Annotated in this window: 18 protein-coding genes; 13 read left to right on the forward strand and 5 right to left on the reverse strand. The window is 62.2% G+C overall.

The genetic code is table 11. The features are described 5' to 3' along the window. The first annotated feature begins 21 nt into the window (after positions 1-21). From CWS72_RS01105 to CWS72_RS01150, 10 genes are all read left to right on the forward strand, one after another. Positions 22-699 (forward strand): response regulator, encoded by a 678-nt coding sequence (locus tag CWS72_RS01105; protein WP_101248704.1) that lies wholly within the window; start codon positions 22-24, stop codon positions 697-699. Further along, the gene (locus CWS72_RS01110; protein ID WP_101248705.1) at positions 696-2,039 is read left to right on the forward strand and encodes a sensor histidine kinase; all 1,344 of its coding nucleotides are present in this window, start codon (positions 696-698) and stop codon (positions 2,037-2,039) included. Before CWS72_RS01105 ends, CWS72_RS01110 begins: the two co-directional genes overlap by 4 nt. Before the next feature lie 93 nt (positions 2,040-2,132). After that, positions 2,133-2,552 (forward strand): EamA family transporter, encoded by a 420-nt coding sequence (locus CWS72_RS01115; RefSeq protein WP_101248706.1) that lies wholly within the window; start codon positions 2,133-2,135, stop codon positions 2,550-2,552. After that, a complete protein-coding gene (locus CWS72_RS01120; RefSeq protein WP_101248707.1) occupies positions 2,549-2,881 on the forward strand; it encodes an EamA family transporter in 333 nt (110 codons plus the stop codon). Before CWS72_RS01115 ends, CWS72_RS01120 begins: the two co-directional genes overlap by 4 nt. Then, entirely contained in the window at positions 2,878-4,047 is a 1,170-nt protein-coding gene (locus tag CWS72_RS01125) for a GNAT family N-acetyltransferase (RefSeq protein ID WP_101248708.1), read from the forward strand. Before CWS72_RS01120 ends, CWS72_RS01125 begins: the two co-directional genes overlap by 4 nt. Positions 4,048-4,174: 127 nt before the next feature. Beyond that, on the forward strand, positions 4,175-5,731 hold the full coding sequence (locus tag CWS72_RS01130; RefSeq protein WP_101248709.1) for a TrbI/VirB10 family protein: 1,557 nt from the start codon (positions 4,175-4,177) through the stop codon (positions 5,729-5,731). Next, on the forward strand, positions 5,728-6,726 hold the full coding sequence (locus CWS72_RS01135) for an ATPase, T2SS/T4P/T4SS family (protein WP_101248710.1): 999 nt from the start codon (positions 5,728-5,730) through the stop codon (positions 6,724-6,726). The genes CWS72_RS01130 and CWS72_RS01135 overlap by 4 nt, the downstream gene beginning before the upstream one ends. Positions 6,727-6,765: 39 nt before the next feature. Beyond that, a complete protein-coding gene (locus CWS72_RS01140) occupies positions 6,766-8,757 on the forward strand; it encodes a type IV secretory system conjugative DNA transfer family protein (protein ID WP_158240454.1) in 1,992 nt (663 codons plus the stop codon). Further along, on the forward strand, positions 8,754-9,530 hold the full coding sequence (locus tag CWS72_RS01145) for a prepilin peptidase (protein WP_101248712.1): 777 nt from the start codon (positions 8,754-8,756) through the stop codon (positions 9,528-9,530). The genes CWS72_RS01140 and CWS72_RS01145 overlap by 4 nt, the downstream gene beginning before the upstream one ends. Positions 9,531-9,806: 276 nt before the next feature. After that, positions 9,807-10,112, forward strand: a complete 306-nt coding sequence (locus CWS72_RS01150) for a hypothetical protein (RefSeq protein ID WP_101248713.1) — start codon at positions 9,807-9,809, stop codon at positions 10,110-10,112. Positions 10,113-10,341: 229 nt separating this feature from the next. Here CWS72_RS01150 and CWS72_RS01155 read toward each other — a convergent pair whose 3' ends face one another. Further along, positions 10,342-10,731: a hypothetical protein gene (locus CWS72_RS01155; protein ID WP_101248714.1), complete on the reverse strand. Its 390-nt coding sequence runs from the start codon at positions 10,729-10,731 to the stop codon at positions 10,342-10,344. A gap of 160 nt (positions 10,732-10,891) precedes the next feature. Here CWS72_RS01155 and CWS72_RS01160 point away from each other — a divergent pair, with 160 nt between their 5' ends. Then, positions 10,892-11,563 carry a hypothetical protein gene (locus CWS72_RS01160; RefSeq protein ID WP_101248715.1) on the forward strand — a complete coding sequence of 224 codons (672 nt, stop codon included), beginning with the start codon at positions 10,892-10,894 and terminating at the stop codon, positions 11,561-11,563. 380 nt (positions 11,564-11,943) lie between these two features. Here the strand turns inward: CWS72_RS01160 and CWS72_RS01165 are convergent, their stop codons facing one another. From CWS72_RS01165 to CWS72_RS01185, 4 genes are all read right to left on the reverse strand, one after another. Next, positions 11,944-12,342 (reverse strand): hypothetical protein, encoded by a 399-nt coding sequence (locus CWS72_RS01165; protein ID WP_101248716.1) that lies wholly within the window; start codon positions 12,340-12,342, stop codon positions 11,944-11,946. Positions 12,343-12,450: 108 nt separating this feature from the next. Further along, entirely contained in the window at positions 12,451-13,152 is a 702-nt protein-coding gene (locus tag CWS72_RS01170; RefSeq protein WP_199175493.1) for a class I SAM-dependent methyltransferase, read from the reverse strand. A gap of 263 nt (positions 13,153-13,415) precedes the next feature. Further along, a complete protein-coding gene (locus CWS72_RS01180; protein ID WP_101248718.1) occupies positions 13,416-14,363 on the reverse strand; it encodes a glutathione S-transferase family protein in 948 nt (315 codons plus the stop codon). 115 nt (positions 14,364-14,478) lie between these two features. Then, positions 14,479-15,390 carry a LysR family transcriptional regulator gene (locus tag CWS72_RS01185; RefSeq protein ID WP_101248719.1) on the reverse strand — a complete coding sequence of 304 codons (912 nt, stop codon included), beginning with the start codon at positions 15,388-15,390 and terminating at the stop codon, positions 14,479-14,481. A gap of 129 nt (positions 15,391-15,519) precedes the next feature. Here CWS72_RS01185 and CWS72_RS01190 point away from each other — a divergent pair, with 129 nt between their 5' ends. Together CWS72_RS01190 and CWS72_RS01195 are read left to right on the forward strand one after the other, a co-directional pair. Continuing rightward, entirely contained in the window at positions 15,520-16,221 is a 702-nt protein-coding gene (locus CWS72_RS01190) for a pirin family protein (RefSeq protein WP_101248893.1), read from the forward strand. 332 nt (positions 16,222-16,553) lie between these two features. Then, entirely contained in the window at positions 16,554-17,672 is a 1,119-nt protein-coding gene (locus tag CWS72_RS01195) for an NADH:flavin oxidoreductase/NADH oxidase (protein ID WP_101248720.1), read from the forward strand. Positions 17,673-17,767: the final 95 nt, after the last annotated feature.

The following is a 17,767-nucleotide window of genomic DNA, read 5'->3' on the forward strand; positions in this document are numbered from 1 at the left end:
GGGTGGGGAAAACGGAAAACCATGCGTCTTTTGTTGGTCGAGGACAATGAGAGGCTGTCCTCCCTTGTCGCCGCCGGCCTCGGCAAGGCCGGATTTTCGATTGATCGCGCGTCTTGTGCCGCGGATGGTTCCGCGGCATTGCGGGGGATGCGCTATGACGTGGTGGTCCTCGATCTCGGGTTGCCCGATGCCGACGGCTTGTCGCTGCTGACCGACTTGCGCCAAGGCGGCGATGCTACTCCGGTCATCGTCTTGACCGCCCGCGACGGCGTTGGCGACCGGGTCAAGGGGCTCAACCTGGGTGCCGACGATTATCTTCTGAAGCCTTTCGCCATGGAGGAACTGGTCGCCCGCATCCGGGTTCTTTTGCGGCGCCCCGGCGGAAATCTCGGACTGACCCTGACCCAGGGCAATGTGACGTTCGACACCATGGCCCGCGAGGTCCATGTCGCCGGTCAACTCCTTCTGCCGGGCCGCCGGGAGCTCGACGCCTTGGAGGTTCTGATGCGCCGCGCCGGCCGGGTGGTCTCCAAGGCGGCCCTCGAAGACGCCCTCTACGCCTTCGGTGACGAGGTCGAATCGAACACCATCGAAGTGCTGATCCACCGCTTGCGCAAGCGGATGCAGGTCGCCGGCGCCGACGTGTCGATTCAGACGCTGAGAGGCGTCGGTTATTTTCTCGCCGAGAAAACGTCGTGACCGGCCGGCCGGAGCGGTCGCTGCTCGGCCGGATCGCCATCGGGCTGGTCGCCGTCAGTCTGGTGGCCGTGGTTCTGGCCGGCGGGTTGTTCTATTTGCAGTTTGGGGACACCGACACCGGTCTGCGCGAGCGGACGCTGCATGCGCAGGTTCTGCTCATCGCGCGCTTCATCGACGGCACGAAGGATTGGCGGACGGCGCCGCTGCCTAAGGATCTGGCCGACTCGCTGATGTCCTCGGACAGCCGGTTCGCCGTGTTGGACGCCGACGGCCGTCTGCTGAGGGCGTCGGACGGGGTGACGATCCCGTTTCATCCCGTCGAATCCACCCATCCGCGGACGGCGGAATATTTCGTGCGGTCGCAACCCCGGGGGCGGGATATTTTCGGTGTGACCGAACCGGCGGAGGAGGCGGGGCAACGGGTGTGGATTCAGGTCGCGTCGGACGACGAGGACATCCACATTGATGCGGTCGTCGAGGAATTCGTCGTGCATCTCGGCTGGATCTGGGGGCCGTTCGTTTTCGGTCTGTTGGGGATCAATCTGCTGATCGTCCATCGCGCCCTGCGGCCGCTGCGGCTGGTCTCGGCGAAGGCGGCGGCGATCGGTCCGGGCGCCGTGTCGGAGCGCCTGCCCCTGGCCGACCTGCCACGGGAGATCGCTCCCCTGATCACCTCGGTCAACTCGGCTCTCGACCGCCTGGAGGAAGGCTATCGCGCGCAACAGGATTTCCTGGCCGACGCCGCGCATGACCTGCGGACGCCGCTGGCCGTTCTGTGCGCCCATCTGGCCACGCTCGACGGCGAGTCCGCGGCCGCCTTGCGCCAGGACGCCGATTCCATGGTCCGCCTGGTCAATCAGTTGCTCGATTTGGCCCGTCTCGGCGCTCTTCAGGGGGAGCCGTTCGAACGCATGGATCTCCATGCCCTGGCGGTGGAGGTCGCCACGCAACTGGCACCGCTCGCCCTCGCCCGTGGCCGGTTGATCGAGGTGGTCGGAGACGAGGGGCCGGTGCCGGTGGCCGGCATGCGCGACGGCCTGTTCCGGGCAGTGCGCAATCTGGCTGAGAACGCCCTGGCTTACTCGCCCGAAGGCGGTACAGTGAGTATCGCGGTGAGCCGCGCACCGTCCATCGCCGTCTCCGACCAGGGGCCGGGAATTCCGCCGGAGCGACGCGAGGCGATTTTTCGGCGGCATTGGCGGGGCGATCACGACCGGGGAGGCGGGGCCGGTCTCGGGCTGGCGATCGTCGCCCGGACCATGGACATCCATGGCGGGCGCGTCGAGGTCGGGGACGCCCCCGGAGGCGGCGCGGTGATCACACTTCGTTTTCCGCCATGATTTCTTCCTCTCCGATGACGATTGCCGATATAAAGCGGCACGGGGCCCTTGGGCCGCCGGACAGATGATTACCCCTGGTGATGCGACGTGACGATGGCCGACAGAAAAATTCCCCTTCGCCTGGTGTTGGGCCTGGCCTTGGCGATACTGATCGATACGGTCGTACAGGTATCGTGGAAGGCGGCCGTCTCCACCTTGCCGCCGTCCTCGTCGGTCGGGGATTCGGTGATGGCCGTGTTAGATCGCCCCGTTTTCCTCGTCGTGGCGGTCTTGCTGGCCTGCCAGTTGTTCAATTGGCTGAAGGTTCTCGACCACGCCGACCTCAGCTACGCCCAGCCTATTACCTCGCTCAGCTATGTTTCCGTCAGCCTGTGTTCGGTCTTTTTCCTGGATGAGCCGGTCGACGGGCAATTGTTGGCCGGCATCGCCCTCATTCTGGCGGGCGTCTGGTTCATCAGCCGTACCGACCATGTCAGTCCGCCCGCCGGACCGCGGCCGGAGGCGCCGGTATGAGCCAAACCGCCTTCGGACTTACCCTAGTCGTCCTTTGCACTCTGATCGAAGGGCTGGCCCAGCTTTTCTTGAAGAAATCCTCACTGGCCGTGGTCGGCAAGGGCCTGTGGGCGACGCTCGGCGTGACGCTGTTCGTCTCCGAAGCCTTGCTTTACACGGGGGCGCTGCATTTCCTTGACGTCAGTACCGCCTATCCGATCGGCAGTCTCAGTTTCGTCGCCGTCACCGTGTTGTCGCGCCTGGCGCTGGGCGAGACGGTCAGCCGCACGCGCTGGTTCGGCGTCTGCCTGATCATCGCCGGCGCCGGCCTGGTGGCGGCCCGCGCATGACGCTTCCCGATTTCGAGGTCCGTTTCGTCGACAAGGTCGATGCCGTGCCGTCCGCTCTGTGGGATTGCTGTTTCGCCCCTCCGTTGGAGGGGCGCTGGTGGTATGAAAGCCTGGAGGCGGCGGGGCTCGACGATCAGTTCCGCTTCTTTTACGCCATCCTGTGCCGGGACGGCCGGGAGGTCGGGCTGGCGCCGCTGTTCCTGATGGACGTGCCGATCGAACTGGTCATGCCGCCCGCCCTGCTGCCGACGCTTCGCCTGCTGGGCCGGGTTTTCCCCTCGCTGCTCCGCCAGCGCACGCTGTTCGTGGGTTCGCCCTGCGCCGACGAGGGAACCGTCGGCTTCCTGCCGGGGATCGATCGCCGGGCCGCCCTGCTGTGCTTCCAGGACGCCTTGGAGGCGCGTGCCGCCGCCCTGGGGACATCGATGCTCGTCTGGAAGGATATGCCGTCGGGGATGGACGAGGATTTCGCCTGGCTGGCCGGCCGGCGGCGGCTTTTCCCGCTGGTCAGCTTTCCCGGCACCGAGGCGCGGCTGCCGTCGCCGCGCAAGGAGGACTATTTCGCCGCCATGAAGGCCTCGCGCCGGCATCTTTTCAGGAAGAAGCTGCGGCGCAGCGCGCAAGCGGTCAAGGTGAGCGTCGAGGTCGTCCAGGCGCCCGGCGGAGAAGTTCTCGACGAGATCTTCGAACTGTTCTGGCAGACCTACGAAAAGGCCGAAACCAAATTCGAACGGCTCAACCGCCGCTTCTTCGAACTACTGGCCGAGCGGACGGCCAGCCATTTCATCCTGCTGCGCGAGGCGGAGGGCGGAGACCTGATCGCCTTCATGTTGTGCTTCGCCGTGGGCGGGCGGCTCATCAACAAATTCATCGGTATCGACTATCACCGGCCCAAGGAATGGCTGCTTTATTTCCGTCTGTGGGAGGCGGCGCTGGACTGGGCCTTGCCCCGGGGGTTCACCACGATCCAAAGCGGCCAGACGGGATATGCGCCGAAAATCGAGATGGGCCACGCCCTGGTGCCGCTGACCAACCACTGCCGGCATCGCCATCCCCTGATGCACCGGCTTTACGCCGCCATCGCCCGCACCGTCGGCTGGCACACCCTGGACGAGGATCTGGCCCGCTTCCTCAAGGCCCACCCGGATGCGACCCCCGGTGCTTGATACCGATTGCCGGTGATCGGAATCGGTATCAAGCACCGGATTGCCCCGAGTCATTCTTCAGAATGTTTACATATGTATCCATATAGGATACATTCGCCGCTCGTTTGGAAATCCGGAGGCTGCGGTGATGGCGAGGGGAGGGCGTTGGCGAATCGGCATGGGCCTCGTCGCATTGTCCCTGCTCGTCGCCGGATGCGATAATCCACCGCCCCGCCAGGAAAAGAAGCTGCCCATCCCGAAGGGCGAGAGTACCCTTGACGATCTGATCAAAAAATCGCAGGCAAAGCCCGCCCCGTCCTTGTCCCCGGCACGCTTGAGTGTGGAGCCGGTCACCGTGGATTTCGGGGTGGTCACCCTGGGCGAGAGCGCGGCCCGCCAGGTGCGGCTGATCAATTCCGGGGAAAGTCCCGCCAGCCTCGTTCAGATCCATCTGGCAGGGCAGCCGCAGGCTTTTTCCGTTACGGGTACATGCGTTGCCGGACTGGAATTAAATCCGGGAAACGCCTGCACTTTGACCGTGATTTACCGTCCGCGCCGCGAAGGCGAGACGGAGGCGGAGGTGGTGATCGGCCATTCGGCGACGGGGGGCAGCTTGTTCGTCTCGCTGTCCGGGCAGGCCCAACCGCGGCAGGCCGCCGTCGCGGCCGTGACGGCGGCCGTGGTCAACGCACCCAATGCGGAAGCCTCTCTGCTGTTCGCCCGCTCCCGCCAGGATGGCGGCTTGAGCGTTGAAACCGGGGGGGGCGCCATCCCGACGCGCCGGACGCCGGTCGACAACGATTATACCGAGGCCGGGTTGCCGGGAATCGTCTCGACCTTTCCGGTGGACCGGACGCGGGTAATCACCGCCGACCGCTACATTCCCGCCGTCCTCGAGAACACCATCGGCAGTCAGCTGCCCGGGCGCGCCATCGCCGTGGTGGAGCGCAACGTCTTCGGATCGCAGGGGCGGAGCGTGCTGATCCCGGCCGGATCCCGGGTGGTCGGCCACTATCGCTCCCTGGCCCGTTATGGCGAGGCCCGCCTGGACATCAGTTGGTCCAGAATCATCCGGCCCGACGGTGTCAGCATCAATATCGATAACCAGGCGGCCGACGTCATGGGGCGAACGGGCCTTCCCGGCGATCTCGATACGCGCTTCTTCGAAAAATATGGAAGTTCGCTTTTGACCAGCGTTATCGCCGCGGCGGGGGACTGGGCCTTGAGCGGCAGCAGTACCTCGGTGACCAGTCCCTTGGGCGGGACCACCCAGTCCCTGAGCGGTCGGGCCCGCGCCGGCAACCGGTTGGGAAACGATCTCGACCAGTTGGGGCAAAGAATGATCCAGGAGAACGTCGATATCCGCCCGGTGTTGACCGTTCCGCAGGGAACCAGACTCAATATCATTCCCTCGGAGGACATCTGGTTGCGTGATCCCGACCGGTTGCAGGCGGTGAGCGCCGCCAAGGGAAACCTGGCGAAGGTGGCGGCGTCCAACACCGATCTGGCCACGCAATTGTTGCCCGGCCTGGTCGAGGCCGCAGCCCAGAATCCCGGTTTACAGAAGCTGGCGCCGCAAACCGCTCAGCAGATCATGCAATCGGGCGTGCTCCAGCAATTGCGGGAGAGCGGGACGGCGGCCTCGGCCAATGCCGCCGGTTCCACCGCTTCGACAGGAAGCGCATCGTCGGCGGTTCGGCCATGAACCCGCTTCTTGAAGACACGCTGCGTCGCCTGGCGGTCCATTATAGCGGGCCGGATGTCGAGGAGGTGGCGATGAATCGCCCCGGCGAGGTCTGGGTGAAAATGGCCGGTGGCGGGTGGCAGGTCCGATCCGACCCGGCCCTGAGCGAGGATTACGTGGTCATCCTCTGCCAGCAACTCGCCAATGTGAGCGGTCAGGTGTTTCATCGCCGGCGCATGCCGCTGCTCTATACGACCTTGCCGGAGGGGCATCGCTTCACCGCGCTGGTCGGACCCAATGTGCGTTACGACATGGGCGATGTGCAGGGAATTGCCGTCACCGTCCGCGTTTTCAATCCCGAACGGAAAATCACCCTCGACCGCTACGGGTTGAAGCGGAAGTCGGTTCTTGCCGACGTCCCGCTGAGCCATGGTCAGAAACGCTACGACGATACGCCCCTTGAGGATCTGCTGGCCGCCGTCCAGGGACGGGAGGCGATCCTGATTTCCGGGGCGACTTCGACCGGCAAGACCTCCTTTCTCAATGCCATCGTCGGCTATTTGCCCGAGGACTCCCGCGTGTTGACGGTGGAGGACGCCCGCGAGGTGGTGGTTCCTCATCCCAACCGCGTCCATCTGGTCGTCTCGCGTACCGAAACGACCAACGGTATCGATTTCATGCGGGTGGTCGACGCGGTGGTGCGGATGACGCCCGACGTCATCATCTGCGGCGAGATCGGCATTTCCAACGCTCCCGGCGTTTTTCGCCTGATGACCACCGGGCATACCAATTTTATGGCGACCATCCACGCCAGCAGTCCGGAGGCGGCGTTGCGGGCCTTTTATCAAAACCTGGCACAGAGCAATCCCGGCATCGACGCCGGTGCCGCTGTCGACATCATCGCCCAGGCGTTCGGCCGTATCGTGCAGATCGATCGGCAAGGAGCCAGGCGGGTGGTTACCGCCATCGATATTCCCCGCCTGGCGCATGCGGCCGTCGCCATGGACGATGCTTGAAGGGGCGGCGGATGATTGGGGGCGGGCATGGAAGATGAAATGCGCAAGAGCGTCCGATGGCAGATCGTCGTGGCGTTGAGCGCCATCGTCATGCTTCTGGGCACGGTGCCGCTCGCTTTGCCTCTTACTTATTTGTCCGAACGTGGCGTCAGCCTGGAGAGTGTCGGCTGGGTCGAGGGCTATTTCGCCACCTTGACGGAGCATGGCGGCTACTGGCTGGCGGTGCATCGTGAATGGTTGGCGCAGGCGCTGTCATCCGGACGGTTCCCACCGCTGGTCGTCGTTTTTCCATTCCTGGCGCTCACCGTTCTCGGTGTCGGCTTGCGGCTGAATCCGCATTCGATGATCCCGGCCGTCTATGGTTCGGCCCGCTGGGCCGATGATGGCGATGTCGCCCGCATGGGGTTGCTCTCCGGCATGATCGTAGTGCTCGGGCAATGGCGCCGGCGCTGGTTGACGTTGCCCGAGACCTTATCGGTTTTGTGTATCGCTCCGCCTGGGACCGGCAAGACGGCGGCGGTAGTCGTTCCGACTATTCTGAAGTGTGACGGAACCTCGATGATCATCAACGACGTCAAGCCGGAGTTGCATGCCATTACATCCGGATATCGGCAGAGGGTCGGTCCGGTATTCCGTCTGGAGTGGGCCGCCGAAGACGATCCCGCCGCCGGCATTTATCATCCCCGATGGAATCCCTTGTCTCCCCGCTCCCTGCCCGATAACGGGCCGCAGCGCGACCTTTATATCGAACGCCTCGGCGCCGTTCTCATTCCCGATCCGCAGGGCGGCGCGGATCCTCATTGGAGCAAGAAGGGCCGGGCGGCCCTCGTCGGCCTCACCCATTTCATCGTCTCGAAGTGCGAACATGGGGACATGCGGGGACTCCCCGCCGAATGGCAGGGGCGCGAAGCCTGCTTTCCCATGTTGCTCGACTGGATTACCGAAGCATCGCTGGCCGCCGGTGAGAAGATTGAGGCACTGAAGGAATCCGATCCGAACGCGGCCTTCATGGCCGATCCCATCCGGATGTTTCTGATCGAGGCGGTCAACGAGGCTCGGGAAAAAGGATATGCCCATCGCGCGGTGATGGAATTGACCCAGTTGGCCAATACGCCGGATCGCGAGCGGGGGTCGATCCTTTCCACCATGGATGCCGGCCTGACTATTTTCAAGAATTCGGCGGTCCGGCAACGGACCGCAGTATCAGATTTTCAATTCTCCGATGTTCGGGGCATGCGCGATCCGCGTGGCGGAAAATTGCGGCCGCTCACCATTTACCTCTGCGTCAGTCAGGAGGACGGACGGGCGCTGGGAGTTATCTCGGCATTATTCATCGAAGCGCTTTCCGCCTATTTGACGTCGCATCCGCCTGGACATGTCGATGCCGCGGGGCGGAAATCCGGCCCCTATCCGGCTCTGTTCGTTCTGGATGAGTTTCCGCAAATGCCCAAAATCCAGGCCTTGATCGATGGGCCGGCGGTTGGCCGCGGTCAGAAGGTCTCCTATTTGCTGATCGGGCAGGATTTCGCGCAGATCGAAGATAAATACGGTAAGACGGGGTTGGAGACGTTGTTGTCGACCACGGCTGCCAAGGTTGTTCTTCCCCTCAACAACGAGGCCGTGGCCAAAAGATTTTCCGAAATGGTGGGAAGCCGGACCTTTGAGGGAAAAACCAGCGGTCGGACATATGGTTTTTCCAGGCAGGCCAATCCATTCGCCGTCAATATCAATAAAAGCCTTTCCGCCGTCGCCCTGATCCATCCCGCCGATTTCATGGCGATGCCGGCGGGAACCCATATCGTTCTCTTTCAAAAGTTCACCAATCGCCCGATTCGAGCCCGGACCCCCTTTTACTTCAAAGACCGCGTGCTTCGCCGCCGCGCCTGGGATGTGCGAAAGGATCGCGGGCCGCGTCCGGCCCCGGCGCTTCCGGAGTGGTTGGCCGCGACTCGGGAAGTGGAGGTTTTCGGCGAAGAACAAGGGACATCCGAAGGGAGACGGGCCGGTTCTCCGTCAATGGGGACGCCATGACCGGGATCGTCACCTTGCCGTTTACGGTCAACATCTGGACGGCCCTGGTTTGGCTGCCTGCGGGGTGGATGGTGGCCGGCGCCGCCCGGTGGCTCGACCGGAACCTGGATATCGTGCTCGATCATGGTTTGTTGGCTGCGGCCCTCGGGACCCTTCCCCAGATGAGGCAAGGCGGGGAAATAAACGAATCATCACCTCTTCTCCGCGCAAGTGGAAATAACGAAGCTGATGATTGTTCCCGAACCGGTTATCCGGTGTTGGAGTTTTTCACCGTCCTCCTGCTGGGAATGGCGGTCGCGACCGCCGGGTCGTCGCTGCAAGCGGCGGCCGGTATGCTGTTTTGTGCCGCCGTGCTGTTCTGCGGCTGGATCGATTGGCGCAATCGTATCCTGCCCGATGTGATCGTCGTTCCGCTTCTCATGCTCGGTCTGATTCTGGCGGCCGGATGGCATCCATTCGTTGGTGCCGGTCAAGCGCTCACAGGGGCGGGTCTCGGCTGGGGCATGGCCTTCCTCACTGGCTGGCTGGGGCGCGGGCGGGGAGGGTGCCTGGGGGCGGGCGACGCCAAATTGCTTGCGGCCATCGGAAGCTGGTTGGGTCCGCTCGGGGCTACGGTCGTCTTTTTGAGCGCGTCTTTGTCGATGGGGGCGGTCATGGCGCTTCGTCTTGGGCGACGTCCCAAGATGAGGTGGTGTTTTGGGCCGGCTTTGGCCGCGACGTCCGCTCTTTATCTGCTTTTTATTTCGACGATGAGCGGTTGGCACCTCCAGTAGAAAATTACTAACAATAAAATTATCTTAAGTTTAATCATATATCTTTTGATATGAAATATGAAAAAAGTGGCTATGTCATAAGAACTGTTTTTCATTTCGAAGGGTGGAATACAAAGGTTTATTAAGGAGGATAGATTTGAAATGTTATATTAATAGGATGCCTGGATTTATGGCCGATTCAACAAAAGGCTGGCCAGGAGAAGCGTTATGAATCGTTGTGGTCAGTGCAAAGAGCCAATATTGCGCCGATAACCCCTTATTGCGAGTGAGGTCCTCATGGTTGGGGAAAAGGACAACATATCGCTGGTTGATGAGTACCGGCAGTTGCAGAAAAAAGTTCTTAATAATTCTCTGGATGAAGCGGCGAATGCTGATCCAGGCCCCAGATTGGATGCCATCTATGCCAGGATCGTATCCCGGCCGGTGGTGGATATTCGGGCGGCCTTGGAAAAATTATGGTTTGCCCATCATTGTTTGACGGAGGAGGACGATTTCAAGGAAGCGGGCAATCTGATCTATCAGGTTTGTATCGCGCTGGAGGCCATGTCGCGGAAAGCTCCCGACGACGCCAACGTCGCGTAACGACCCCATCCCATCCACCTTGGTTCGTCCTGCTGCGGGACAACCACCGAAGGCATTCGCAGGGGTGTCGGCGGGGGCTTAAGCGATGGGAGGGAAAAAGTGGTCGCGGGCAGGGGTGTCCCGTCGACCGGGTATCTCGGCGGATATCGATCCGCATCCACGGCCTTATCCATAAGCGATTATCCGGTGGTCACCGGTCGCGGATTCTCCAGTGATTCATTGGTGGGGATCAGGCGGCATCGGTGACGTCGCCGGAAAGGTTGCACTGCATCTGATCGGACATCAGGGCGAAGGAGACCGCCAGTCCAACCGCTTCCGCCAAGGACGCGGCGGGGGGAGTCCCCACGAGTATGGTCAAGGAAAGCTGTGGCTGTTCATCCAGGCTTTTGACCAATGACAGAGTGAGGCCGCCCTCGGCCGCAGCTGTCATCGTTAGGTGCCACGGCGGCACCGATCCGTGGGAATCGGTGCAGAACAGGGCCTGGGCGCGGTGGTCGGCAATGTGCATTCGAACAAACATGAAACCATGGGAATCCAGCAGGGCTTCGATCGAGGGATCGATGAGCGATGCCAGGGTTCGCATGATTTCAAGGGGGCGCGTGGTTGTTCCGTCGGTCATGACAATCTTTCCGCTAATGAGGGTGCTGTTGACAAACAGTATCCAAAATGAAGACAATGGCAATGCCGAATATGGTCCGAAGGATGTCTCTCCTTAGGGATGGAGCGGCCATTTCGGGCAAGGGACGCACATCTTTTTCCAAACCCATCAGGAGGATGAAATGGGGGAGCCTTTGCCATCCATCGATAGATCGCTTTGGCGTTACTACAAGGACGGCGGCAAGGGGTTCGCCGCGCGCAAGGCGCAGCGCATGTCTTCGACGCCTGGCGCTGGACATGATGCTGAAAAGGAAACGGTCCTTCGAGCTGCGGGTCGCCTGAAGCGGGGGCGGATGGCCGGGGGCGGTGAACGAAGCCGTGGCGGGGCCGCGGCGGATGCCTCGACCGAACGGGCTCGGCAAGCTCTGCTGGGAATGATTTTGTCGGATGGCGCGCAAGGCGAGGACGCCAGGCTTTTGGTTGAGGCCAAAGCTTTCAGGGAACAAATCGCCGCGATGGAGCCCGAATCCGTGACGCGGTTATCCGCGTTTTTTCAGGCGGTGCGGGGGCGGGGCGAGATCCAGGGGGAAAAACCGGTTCTGAAATCGCTGGAAAGCGAACTGACCAAACGGGGAATTTCCCTGGAGCTCAGCGGCAAGGTCAACAACGTCTATTTGTCGGGCGAGCAATCCCATTGGACGGTGGATGCCAAGGCGGGGGGGGATGACCAGCGTGACGGGAAAACTCCGGACGCATCGTCCAAGGCCTCCGAACGGTCGGTTGGGGCCAGCCAGCGCAATGGCTTGTTAGAGAATTTTGGGCGGTTTTCGAAAAATTTCCTCCTCGGCCATTGAGGCCGGGTCCGGTCATTCTCCACCGGACCCGAGTCGTTAAGTGCCTGTTGATAAATTATCGAATCAACGGGCACCAAGCCCGAGCGGCGCTTCTCGCCCGCCGTAGCGGAGCGCAGGCGTCATATAAAATCTTAGGGTTGGGAGCGATTATTTCGCGAGAGGCCCTAGGGCCTGTCGTCAGTTACCACTTTTCCGGTATTTTTGTTTCGCGATTCAATCAAAAGACGTCATGCCCGGCCTTGAGCCGGGCATCCACGGCCCCGAACAAGTCTCCGTCGTTCGCTCCCTCCCTCCACGTGGATGGCCGTGTCGAGCACGGCCATGACGGTTTTTGGGGCACCAGCACCGTATCCCGGTAACTGACGACAGGCTCTAAGGGGTCATTCCGCTCCTTTGATCGCGGCTTGCGTGGCCGTGGCCGCCGCCTGGGCTTTGGCGAGATCGGTTTCGGCCAATCCCCCTTGCGCCAGGGCCGCAGCCGTCAGCAGAAGCTTCTGCTTGTCGGCGGGGGCGTCGGGGATGGCGCCGGTTCCCTGGTCCTTGCACGGATTGGCCTGTCCAGAGTCGAAGCCGGCGCCCGCCGGGCCGACCAGACAGTTCACCACGTGATGCAGGTGGGTCTGCACCATCTTCAAATCCGGCGATCCCGCCGCCAGCCCGGCATGGGTGACGGCGGTGCTCAATTCCTTTGAAAGTTCTGCCGCCCCGGCCGGCAGGGCGAACAGCGACAGCACCCCCGCGGCGATGGCGATTCTAAAAGACGAAATGAGAGGGCTCATTTTGAACTCCGCTTATGAATTGGACGTCCATCGCTGATGTGATGGTATGGCGGACCGAATTCAATTCATAAACTTAAGGGCGTGGAGCGATTATTTCGCGCCACTCCCTTAGCGTTTGCGGGCCCAGAAGACGGTGAAGCGGTAGCGTTTCCATGCGACGTCCGCCACGGCGAAGCCGGCTTCATGCAGCCAGGCGACCTGATCGGTCATCAGGGCGTTGCGATCACGCCGCGACCGCTCCAGGGCGACCGCCAGATCCTGCTCGCCCAGGGCGGAGGCCCGCACATCGGCCAGCCAGCGCGCGTGATAGGCGCGTTCGGCGGCCGGGGCCGGTGCCAGGGACTGGTCGGCATTGATGAACAGGCCGCCGGGCAGCAGCGCATCGTGAATACGACGGAACAGGGACCGCTTTTCTCCATCGGCCAGATGATGGATCGACAGAGCCGAAACGACCGCGCCGACCGGGTTCGGCAAGTCCATGTGGCGGTAGTCGGCAACCTTGATGCGGACGCGCTCGCCGAAACGGGTCAGGCGCAGGCGGGCCTGTTCGGCCATTTTCTCGGCGACGTCGATGGCTGTCAGGCTGGCCTGGGGAAACCGGTCGAGCACCAGTTCCGACAAAAGGCCGGTTCCCGCGCCAAGGTCCAGGCAATGAACCGGCTCGTCGCAAAGATGGTCCTCCAGAAGTTCGAGGACGCTGCCGTAGAAATCGTCGAAACGGGGAACCAGGCGGCGGCGGAGACGATCGAAATGCCGCGCCGAATTGTCGAAGGCCTCGCGGACCAGGTGACCATGCGGATTTTCTCTCACGGCCGCCTCGCGATCGCCGTGGCCTTGAGGACAGGCACGCCATGCGCGGGGCGGCTATCGCCTGCGCCCATCCGGTGGCGTGGCGCGTCGAAGAAGACCGGTCGAGTACGCATGGGCAGACCCCCCGTACGGTCATTGACGGCGCACAGTTTGGCAGACCGGATCGTTTCGGCAAAGCCCTTCCAGGGCATAGACCGCGCTTGACCGGAAAGGCGTTGATTCCTTTCGGGAAAAAATTTCGAATGGCCGGGGCTGTTGCCGTATCAGTCGAAAAACGCGGGTGTCCGACGGGTCGGATGGTTGAAGTCGACCACCGGCCCCAGGGGGACGATCCCGGTCGGGTTGATGGTCCGGTGGCTTCCGTAATAGTGCTGCTTGATATGATCGAAGCGCACGGTGTCAGCCACGACCGGGATCCGATAGAGGGCTCGCGTATAATCCCAAAGCTCTGGGAAATCGATCAGGCGGGCGCGATTGCACTTGAAGTGACCGTGATAGACCGCGTCGAAGCGCAAAAGGGTGGTGAACAGTCGCCAGTCGGCTTCGCTGACCTGATCGCCCAGGAGGAATGCGTGGTCCCGCAAATGGCGTTCCAGCTTGTCGAGGGTGGCGAACAGCGTGCCGTAAGCCTCCTCATAGGCGGCCTGCGTGGTGGCGAAGCCGGCGCGATAGACCCCGTTGTTCACGCTGTCGTAGATCTCGTCGTTCCAGGCGTCGATTTCGGCCTCGCGATCCTTCGGGCGGAAGGTGGGGCCGGTCGCCAGGGACCCGAAATCGGCATCGAAGATGCGAATGATTTCTGAGGATTCGTTGTTGACGATGGTCCGGCGCATCTTGTCCCAAAGCACCGGCACGGTGACCCGGCCGCTGTAGGTGGGATCGGCCTTGGTATAAATCTCCCACAGAAAGGCCGCGTCATTGACCGGATCGGCTCCGTCGGCCAACTCCCAGCCGTTCTCCAGCATCAGGGGGGCGACCACGCTGACCCCGATGGCGGAGCGCAACCCCTTCAGCTCGCGGTAGATCAGGGTGCGATGCGCCCAGGGACAGGCGTAGGAGACGTAGAGATGGTAGCGTCCGGCCTCGGCCGGAAAGCCCGTATCCGTGCCGATGCGGTGGCGGAATTGCGTGGGCGGCCTGACGAAGCGGCCGTTTTGCGACGCCGTGTCATACCATTTATCCTGCCACCGGCCATCGACCAACAGACCCATTCGCCTTGCCTTCCTTGAATATTCAAGTTGCCCCCATCATCGGATGAAGGGCCGCCCGCGGGCAACGCCGGATGACGGCAAAACAGTGTTGCGTGGGGTGGAACGGCGGCGTTCGCTATTCCACCAGATCCCAATAGGGGCGGGAACCGATATGCTCGACGAGAAAATCGACGAAAGCCCGCACTTTGGGCGACAGGTGGCGATTGTGCGGATAAACCGCGTGGATGGCCAGATCCTGGGGAATGTACTCCGACAGCAGAGGGACCAGGCTGCCGGCCTGAAGGTCGCGGCCGACGATGAAGCTGGGCAGGGTGACGATGCCGACCCCCCCCAGGGCGGCTTCGCGTAGCGCATCGCCATTGTCCACCCGCAGCCGGCCATGCACTTCCACCGCCCAGCGCTGGCCTTCCAGCGTATGAAAGGGCCATTCCTCGGGCGTCGTCCGATTGCTGTAGGTCAGGCAGCAATGTCCATCGAGATCGTTCGGAGTAAGGGGGGTGCCATATTGTTCAAGATAGGCGGGGCTGGCGCAGACGACACGGCGGGCGGGAGCCAGATAACGGGCGATCAAACTTGAATCCTCAAGCTTTCCGATACGGACCGCGACGTCGAAGCCTTCGTCGACGAGACTGACGAAACGGTCGTTCATCGCCATATCGATGTCGATCTGCGGATAGCGGGCGAGGAAAGCCGGAAGCAGGGGGGCCAGGTGCAGAACGCCGAAACTCATCGGCGCGTTGATCCTGAGCTTGCCGCGCGGTGCCGCCTGCAGGCTGCTGACCGAAAGATTGGCCTCCTCGATTTCGGCCAGAATACGCGCGCAACGTTCGTAATAGGCCTGGCCGATCTCGGTCAGCGAGAGGCTGCGGGTGGTTCGGTGGAAGAGCCGGGCGCCCAGTTGCGATTCCAGCGCGGAGACCTGACGACTGACCACCGATTTCGACAGGCCGAGCCGCCGGGCCGCTTCTGAAAAGCTATGGCTGTCGGCGACGCGGACAAACGCTTCCATGCTATCCAGGCGGTCCAAGATTTCCCCCTCTCCATTGTCGTTAAATTAGCAACAGTATAGTGCTTATGTGGCGGATTGTCTCCAATTTTGGGTGGAGATATCCTCGTTCTCAAGATCGACGGGCGTCTCACACAGGAGTTTTACGCCATGACCATCACCTTGCGTCCCGCCGCCGAGCGCGGCCATGCCAACCACGGTTGGCTCGACACGCATCACAGTTTTTCCTTCGCCCATTACCACGACCCCGATCATATGGGGTTCCGCGCCCTGCGCGTCATCAACGACGACAGGATCGCACCCGGAACGGGCTTCGGAACCCATGGTCATCACGACATGGAGATCGTGACCTACGTGACGGAAGGCGTGCTCGAACATCGCGACAGCATGGGAGAGCATTCGATCATCCGGCCCGGCGAGGTTCAGCGGATGTCGGCCGGAACGGGCATTCGGCATTCCGAATATAATGGCTCGCGCTCCGAAACGCTGAAGCTGCTGCAGATTTGGCTGCTGCCGGAGAAGGAAGGCCTGCCGCCCGGTTATGAACAGAAATTGTTCGCTGAAGAAGAGAAGCACAACCGTCTGCGTCTGATCGCCGCTCCCGACGGCCGCGAAGGCGCGCTGAGCATCCATCAGGACGTGGCCCTCTACGCGGCCAAACTGGACGGCGGGAGCGTCCTCACCCATTCCCTGGACATTGGTCGCGGTGCCTGGTTGCAGATGGTTTCGGGTCAGGTTCTGCTGAATGATCAGCCGATGCGGGCCGGTGATGGCGCTGCCGTCGAAGGCGAGGATCTGCTCACCGTCAAAGCTGACCAGACGAGCGAATTCCTTCTCTTCGATCTTGCTTAAGAATCCAGGGCGCTCCCTCGCCAATCGTCTGGCCCTCCGGCGAGGGGGCGCATTACAAGAGATCACGTTCCGTTCTCCTCAAATGCGTCTTAAAATTTGCCGGTTCCCCTATGGTTTATGAATAATGGCCTTTTTCCGGGTGCCTTGAATACTTGGGTAATCGCGCGGGGGCCGGGGGCGGCGAAACGGTCGCCCCGGTTTTGTGGAATGATCCTAAATCTTGGAAAAACAATGATCTAAGAGCGGGCTCTCCTGCCTTCGCTCTCGCCTCGTCTTCACTGCGGGTCTATCATGAAGCCGGATTTCATGGGAACTTCAGGGAGGGTCCATTCATGGCGGGATCGAGTCATCTGTTTGAGCCGTTGGCGATCAGGGACATGCGTTTGAACAACCGCATCGTCGTGGCGCCCATGTGCCAATACAGCGCCATCGACGGAACCCCGCAGGACTGGCATTTCCAGCATTATGGCAATCTGGCGGTTTCCGGGCCGGGCATGATCGTGGTCGAGGCGACCGCGGTATCCCCGGAAGGGCGGATATCGCCCAACTGCCTGGGGCTTTATTCGGATGCCTGCGAGGCCGGTCTTGCGCAACTCGTCCGGACCGTCAAGCAGTTCGGCGAGACCCGGATCGCCTTGCAGCTCTGTCACGCCGGCCGCAAGGCCTCGACGCAACCGCCATGGCAAGGCGCCGGGCCGTTGTCGTCGGCGGATGGCGCCTGGCCGACCCTGTCGGCCTCGGCCATTCCCTACACGTCCAACTGGCCGGCACCGTCGGAAGCCGGGCCTTACGATCTGGACCGTCTGCGCCATGCCTTCGTCGATGCCGTCATCCGCGCCGAAAGGGTTGGTTTCGACTCCATCGAAATCCATTCGGCGCATGGTTACCTGTTGCATCAGTTCCTCTCGCCGCTCTCCAATCGTCGGACCGACGTTTATGGTGGAGCGCTGGAGGGGCGTATGCGGTTCCCGCTTGAGGTGATCAGGGCCGTAAGAGTGGTCTGGCCGGCCAACAAGCCGCTGGGAATCAGGGTGAGCGCCACTGACTGGATCGACGGCGGCTTCTCGCCCGACGAGGCGGTTGCCTATGTGGCGGCCTGCAAGGCCGAGGGGGTGGATTACGTTTGTGTGTCCTCGGGTGGATTGTCGCCCGACGCCAAGATCCCCGTCACTCCCGGATATCAGGTGGAACTGGCCGCCCGCATCCGCCGCGAGACGGGGATGCTGACCAGGGCGGTCGGATTGATCGCCGACGCGCATCTGGCCGAGGAGGTGCTGGCCAAGGGGCAGGCCGATTTCATCGCCCTCGGGCGCGCCTTTCTCGACGACCCCCGCTGGGTATGGCATGCCGCCGATGTCCTGCGGGCGAACGCCTTCTATCCGCCGCAGTATCTGCGGGTTCAACCGAAATTATGGCCGGGAGCGGGACAACGCGCCGGTCTCGCCGGCTAATCGAGGCGCAGAAAAAATCATCCGGCGCAAGTATGGCCTGAATGACCGGATGGCTTTTCCTTTGTCGCGTCCGGTATGCAGAGCTGCCGACGGCT

The organism is Telmatospirillum siberiense, assembly GCF_002845745.1.
In the GTDB taxonomy this organism is placed as follows: Bacteria; Pseudomonadota; Alphaproteobacteria; order Rhodospirillales; family Magnetospirillaceae; genus Telmatospirillum; species Telmatospirillum siberiense.

What these genes read in the sequence shown, in the direction of transcription:
- CWS72_RS01165 (WP_101248716.1), bottom strand. Translation starts at nt 12,342, where the DNA reads ATGAGCCCTCTCATTTCGTCTTTTAGAATCGCCATCGCCGCGGGGGTG.
- CWS72_RS01140 (WP_158240454.1), top strand. Translation starts at nt 6,766, where the DNA reads ATGCGCAAGAGCGTCCGATGGCAGATCGTCGTGGCGTTGAGCGCCATC.
- CWS72_RS01135 (WP_101248710.1), top strand. Translation starts at nt 5,728, where the DNA reads ATGAACCCGCTTCTTGAAGACACGCTGCGTCGCCTGGCGGTCCATTAT.
- CWS72_RS01130 (WP_101248709.1), top strand. Translation starts at nt 4,175, where the DNA reads ATGGCGAGGGGAGGGCGTTGGCGAATCGGCATGGGCCTCGTCGCATTG.
- CWS72_RS01155 (WP_101248714.1), bottom strand. Translation starts at nt 10,731, where the DNA reads ATGACCGACGGAACAACCACGCGCCCCCTTGAAATCATGCGAACCCTG.
- CWS72_RS01150 (WP_101248713.1), top strand. Translation starts at nt 9,807, where the DNA reads ATGGTTGGGGAAAAGGACAACATATCGCTGGTTGATGAGTACCGGCAG.
- CWS72_RS01145 (WP_101248712.1), top strand. Translation starts at nt 8,754, where the DNA reads ATGACCGGGATCGTCACCTTGCCGTTTACGGTCAACATCTGGACGGCC.
- CWS72_RS01160 (WP_101248715.1), top strand. Translation starts at nt 10,892, where the DNA reads ATGGGGGAGCCTTTGCCATCCATCGATAGATCGCTTTGGCGTTACTAC.
- CWS72_RS01125 (WP_101248708.1), top strand. Translation starts at nt 2,878, where the DNA reads ATGACGCTTCCCGATTTCGAGGTCCGTTTCGTCGACAAGGTCGATGCC.
- CWS72_RS01115 (WP_101248706.1), top strand. Translation starts at nt 2,133, where the DNA reads ATGGCCGACAGAAAAATTCCCCTTCGCCTGGTGTTGGGCCTGGCCTTG.
- CWS72_RS01195 (WP_101248720.1), top strand. Translation starts at nt 16,554, where the DNA reads ATGGCGGGATCGAGTCATCTGTTTGAGCCGTTGGCGATCAGGGACATG.
- CWS72_RS01120 (WP_101248707.1), top strand. Translation starts at nt 2,549, where the DNA reads ATGAGCCAAACCGCCTTCGGACTTACCCTAGTCGTCCTTTGCACTCTG.
- CWS72_RS01105 (WP_101248704.1), top strand. Translation starts at nt 22, where the DNA reads ATGCGTCTTTTGTTGGTCGAGGACAATGAGAGGCTGTCCTCCCTTGTC.
- CWS72_RS01180 (WP_101248718.1), bottom strand. Translation starts at nt 14,363, where the DNA reads ATGGGTCTGTTGGTCGATGGCCGGTGGCAGGATAAATGGTATGACACG.
- CWS72_RS01190 (WP_101248893.1), top strand. Translation starts at nt 15,520, where the DNA reads ATGACCATCACCTTGCGTCCCGCCGCCGAGCGCGGCCATGCCAACCAC.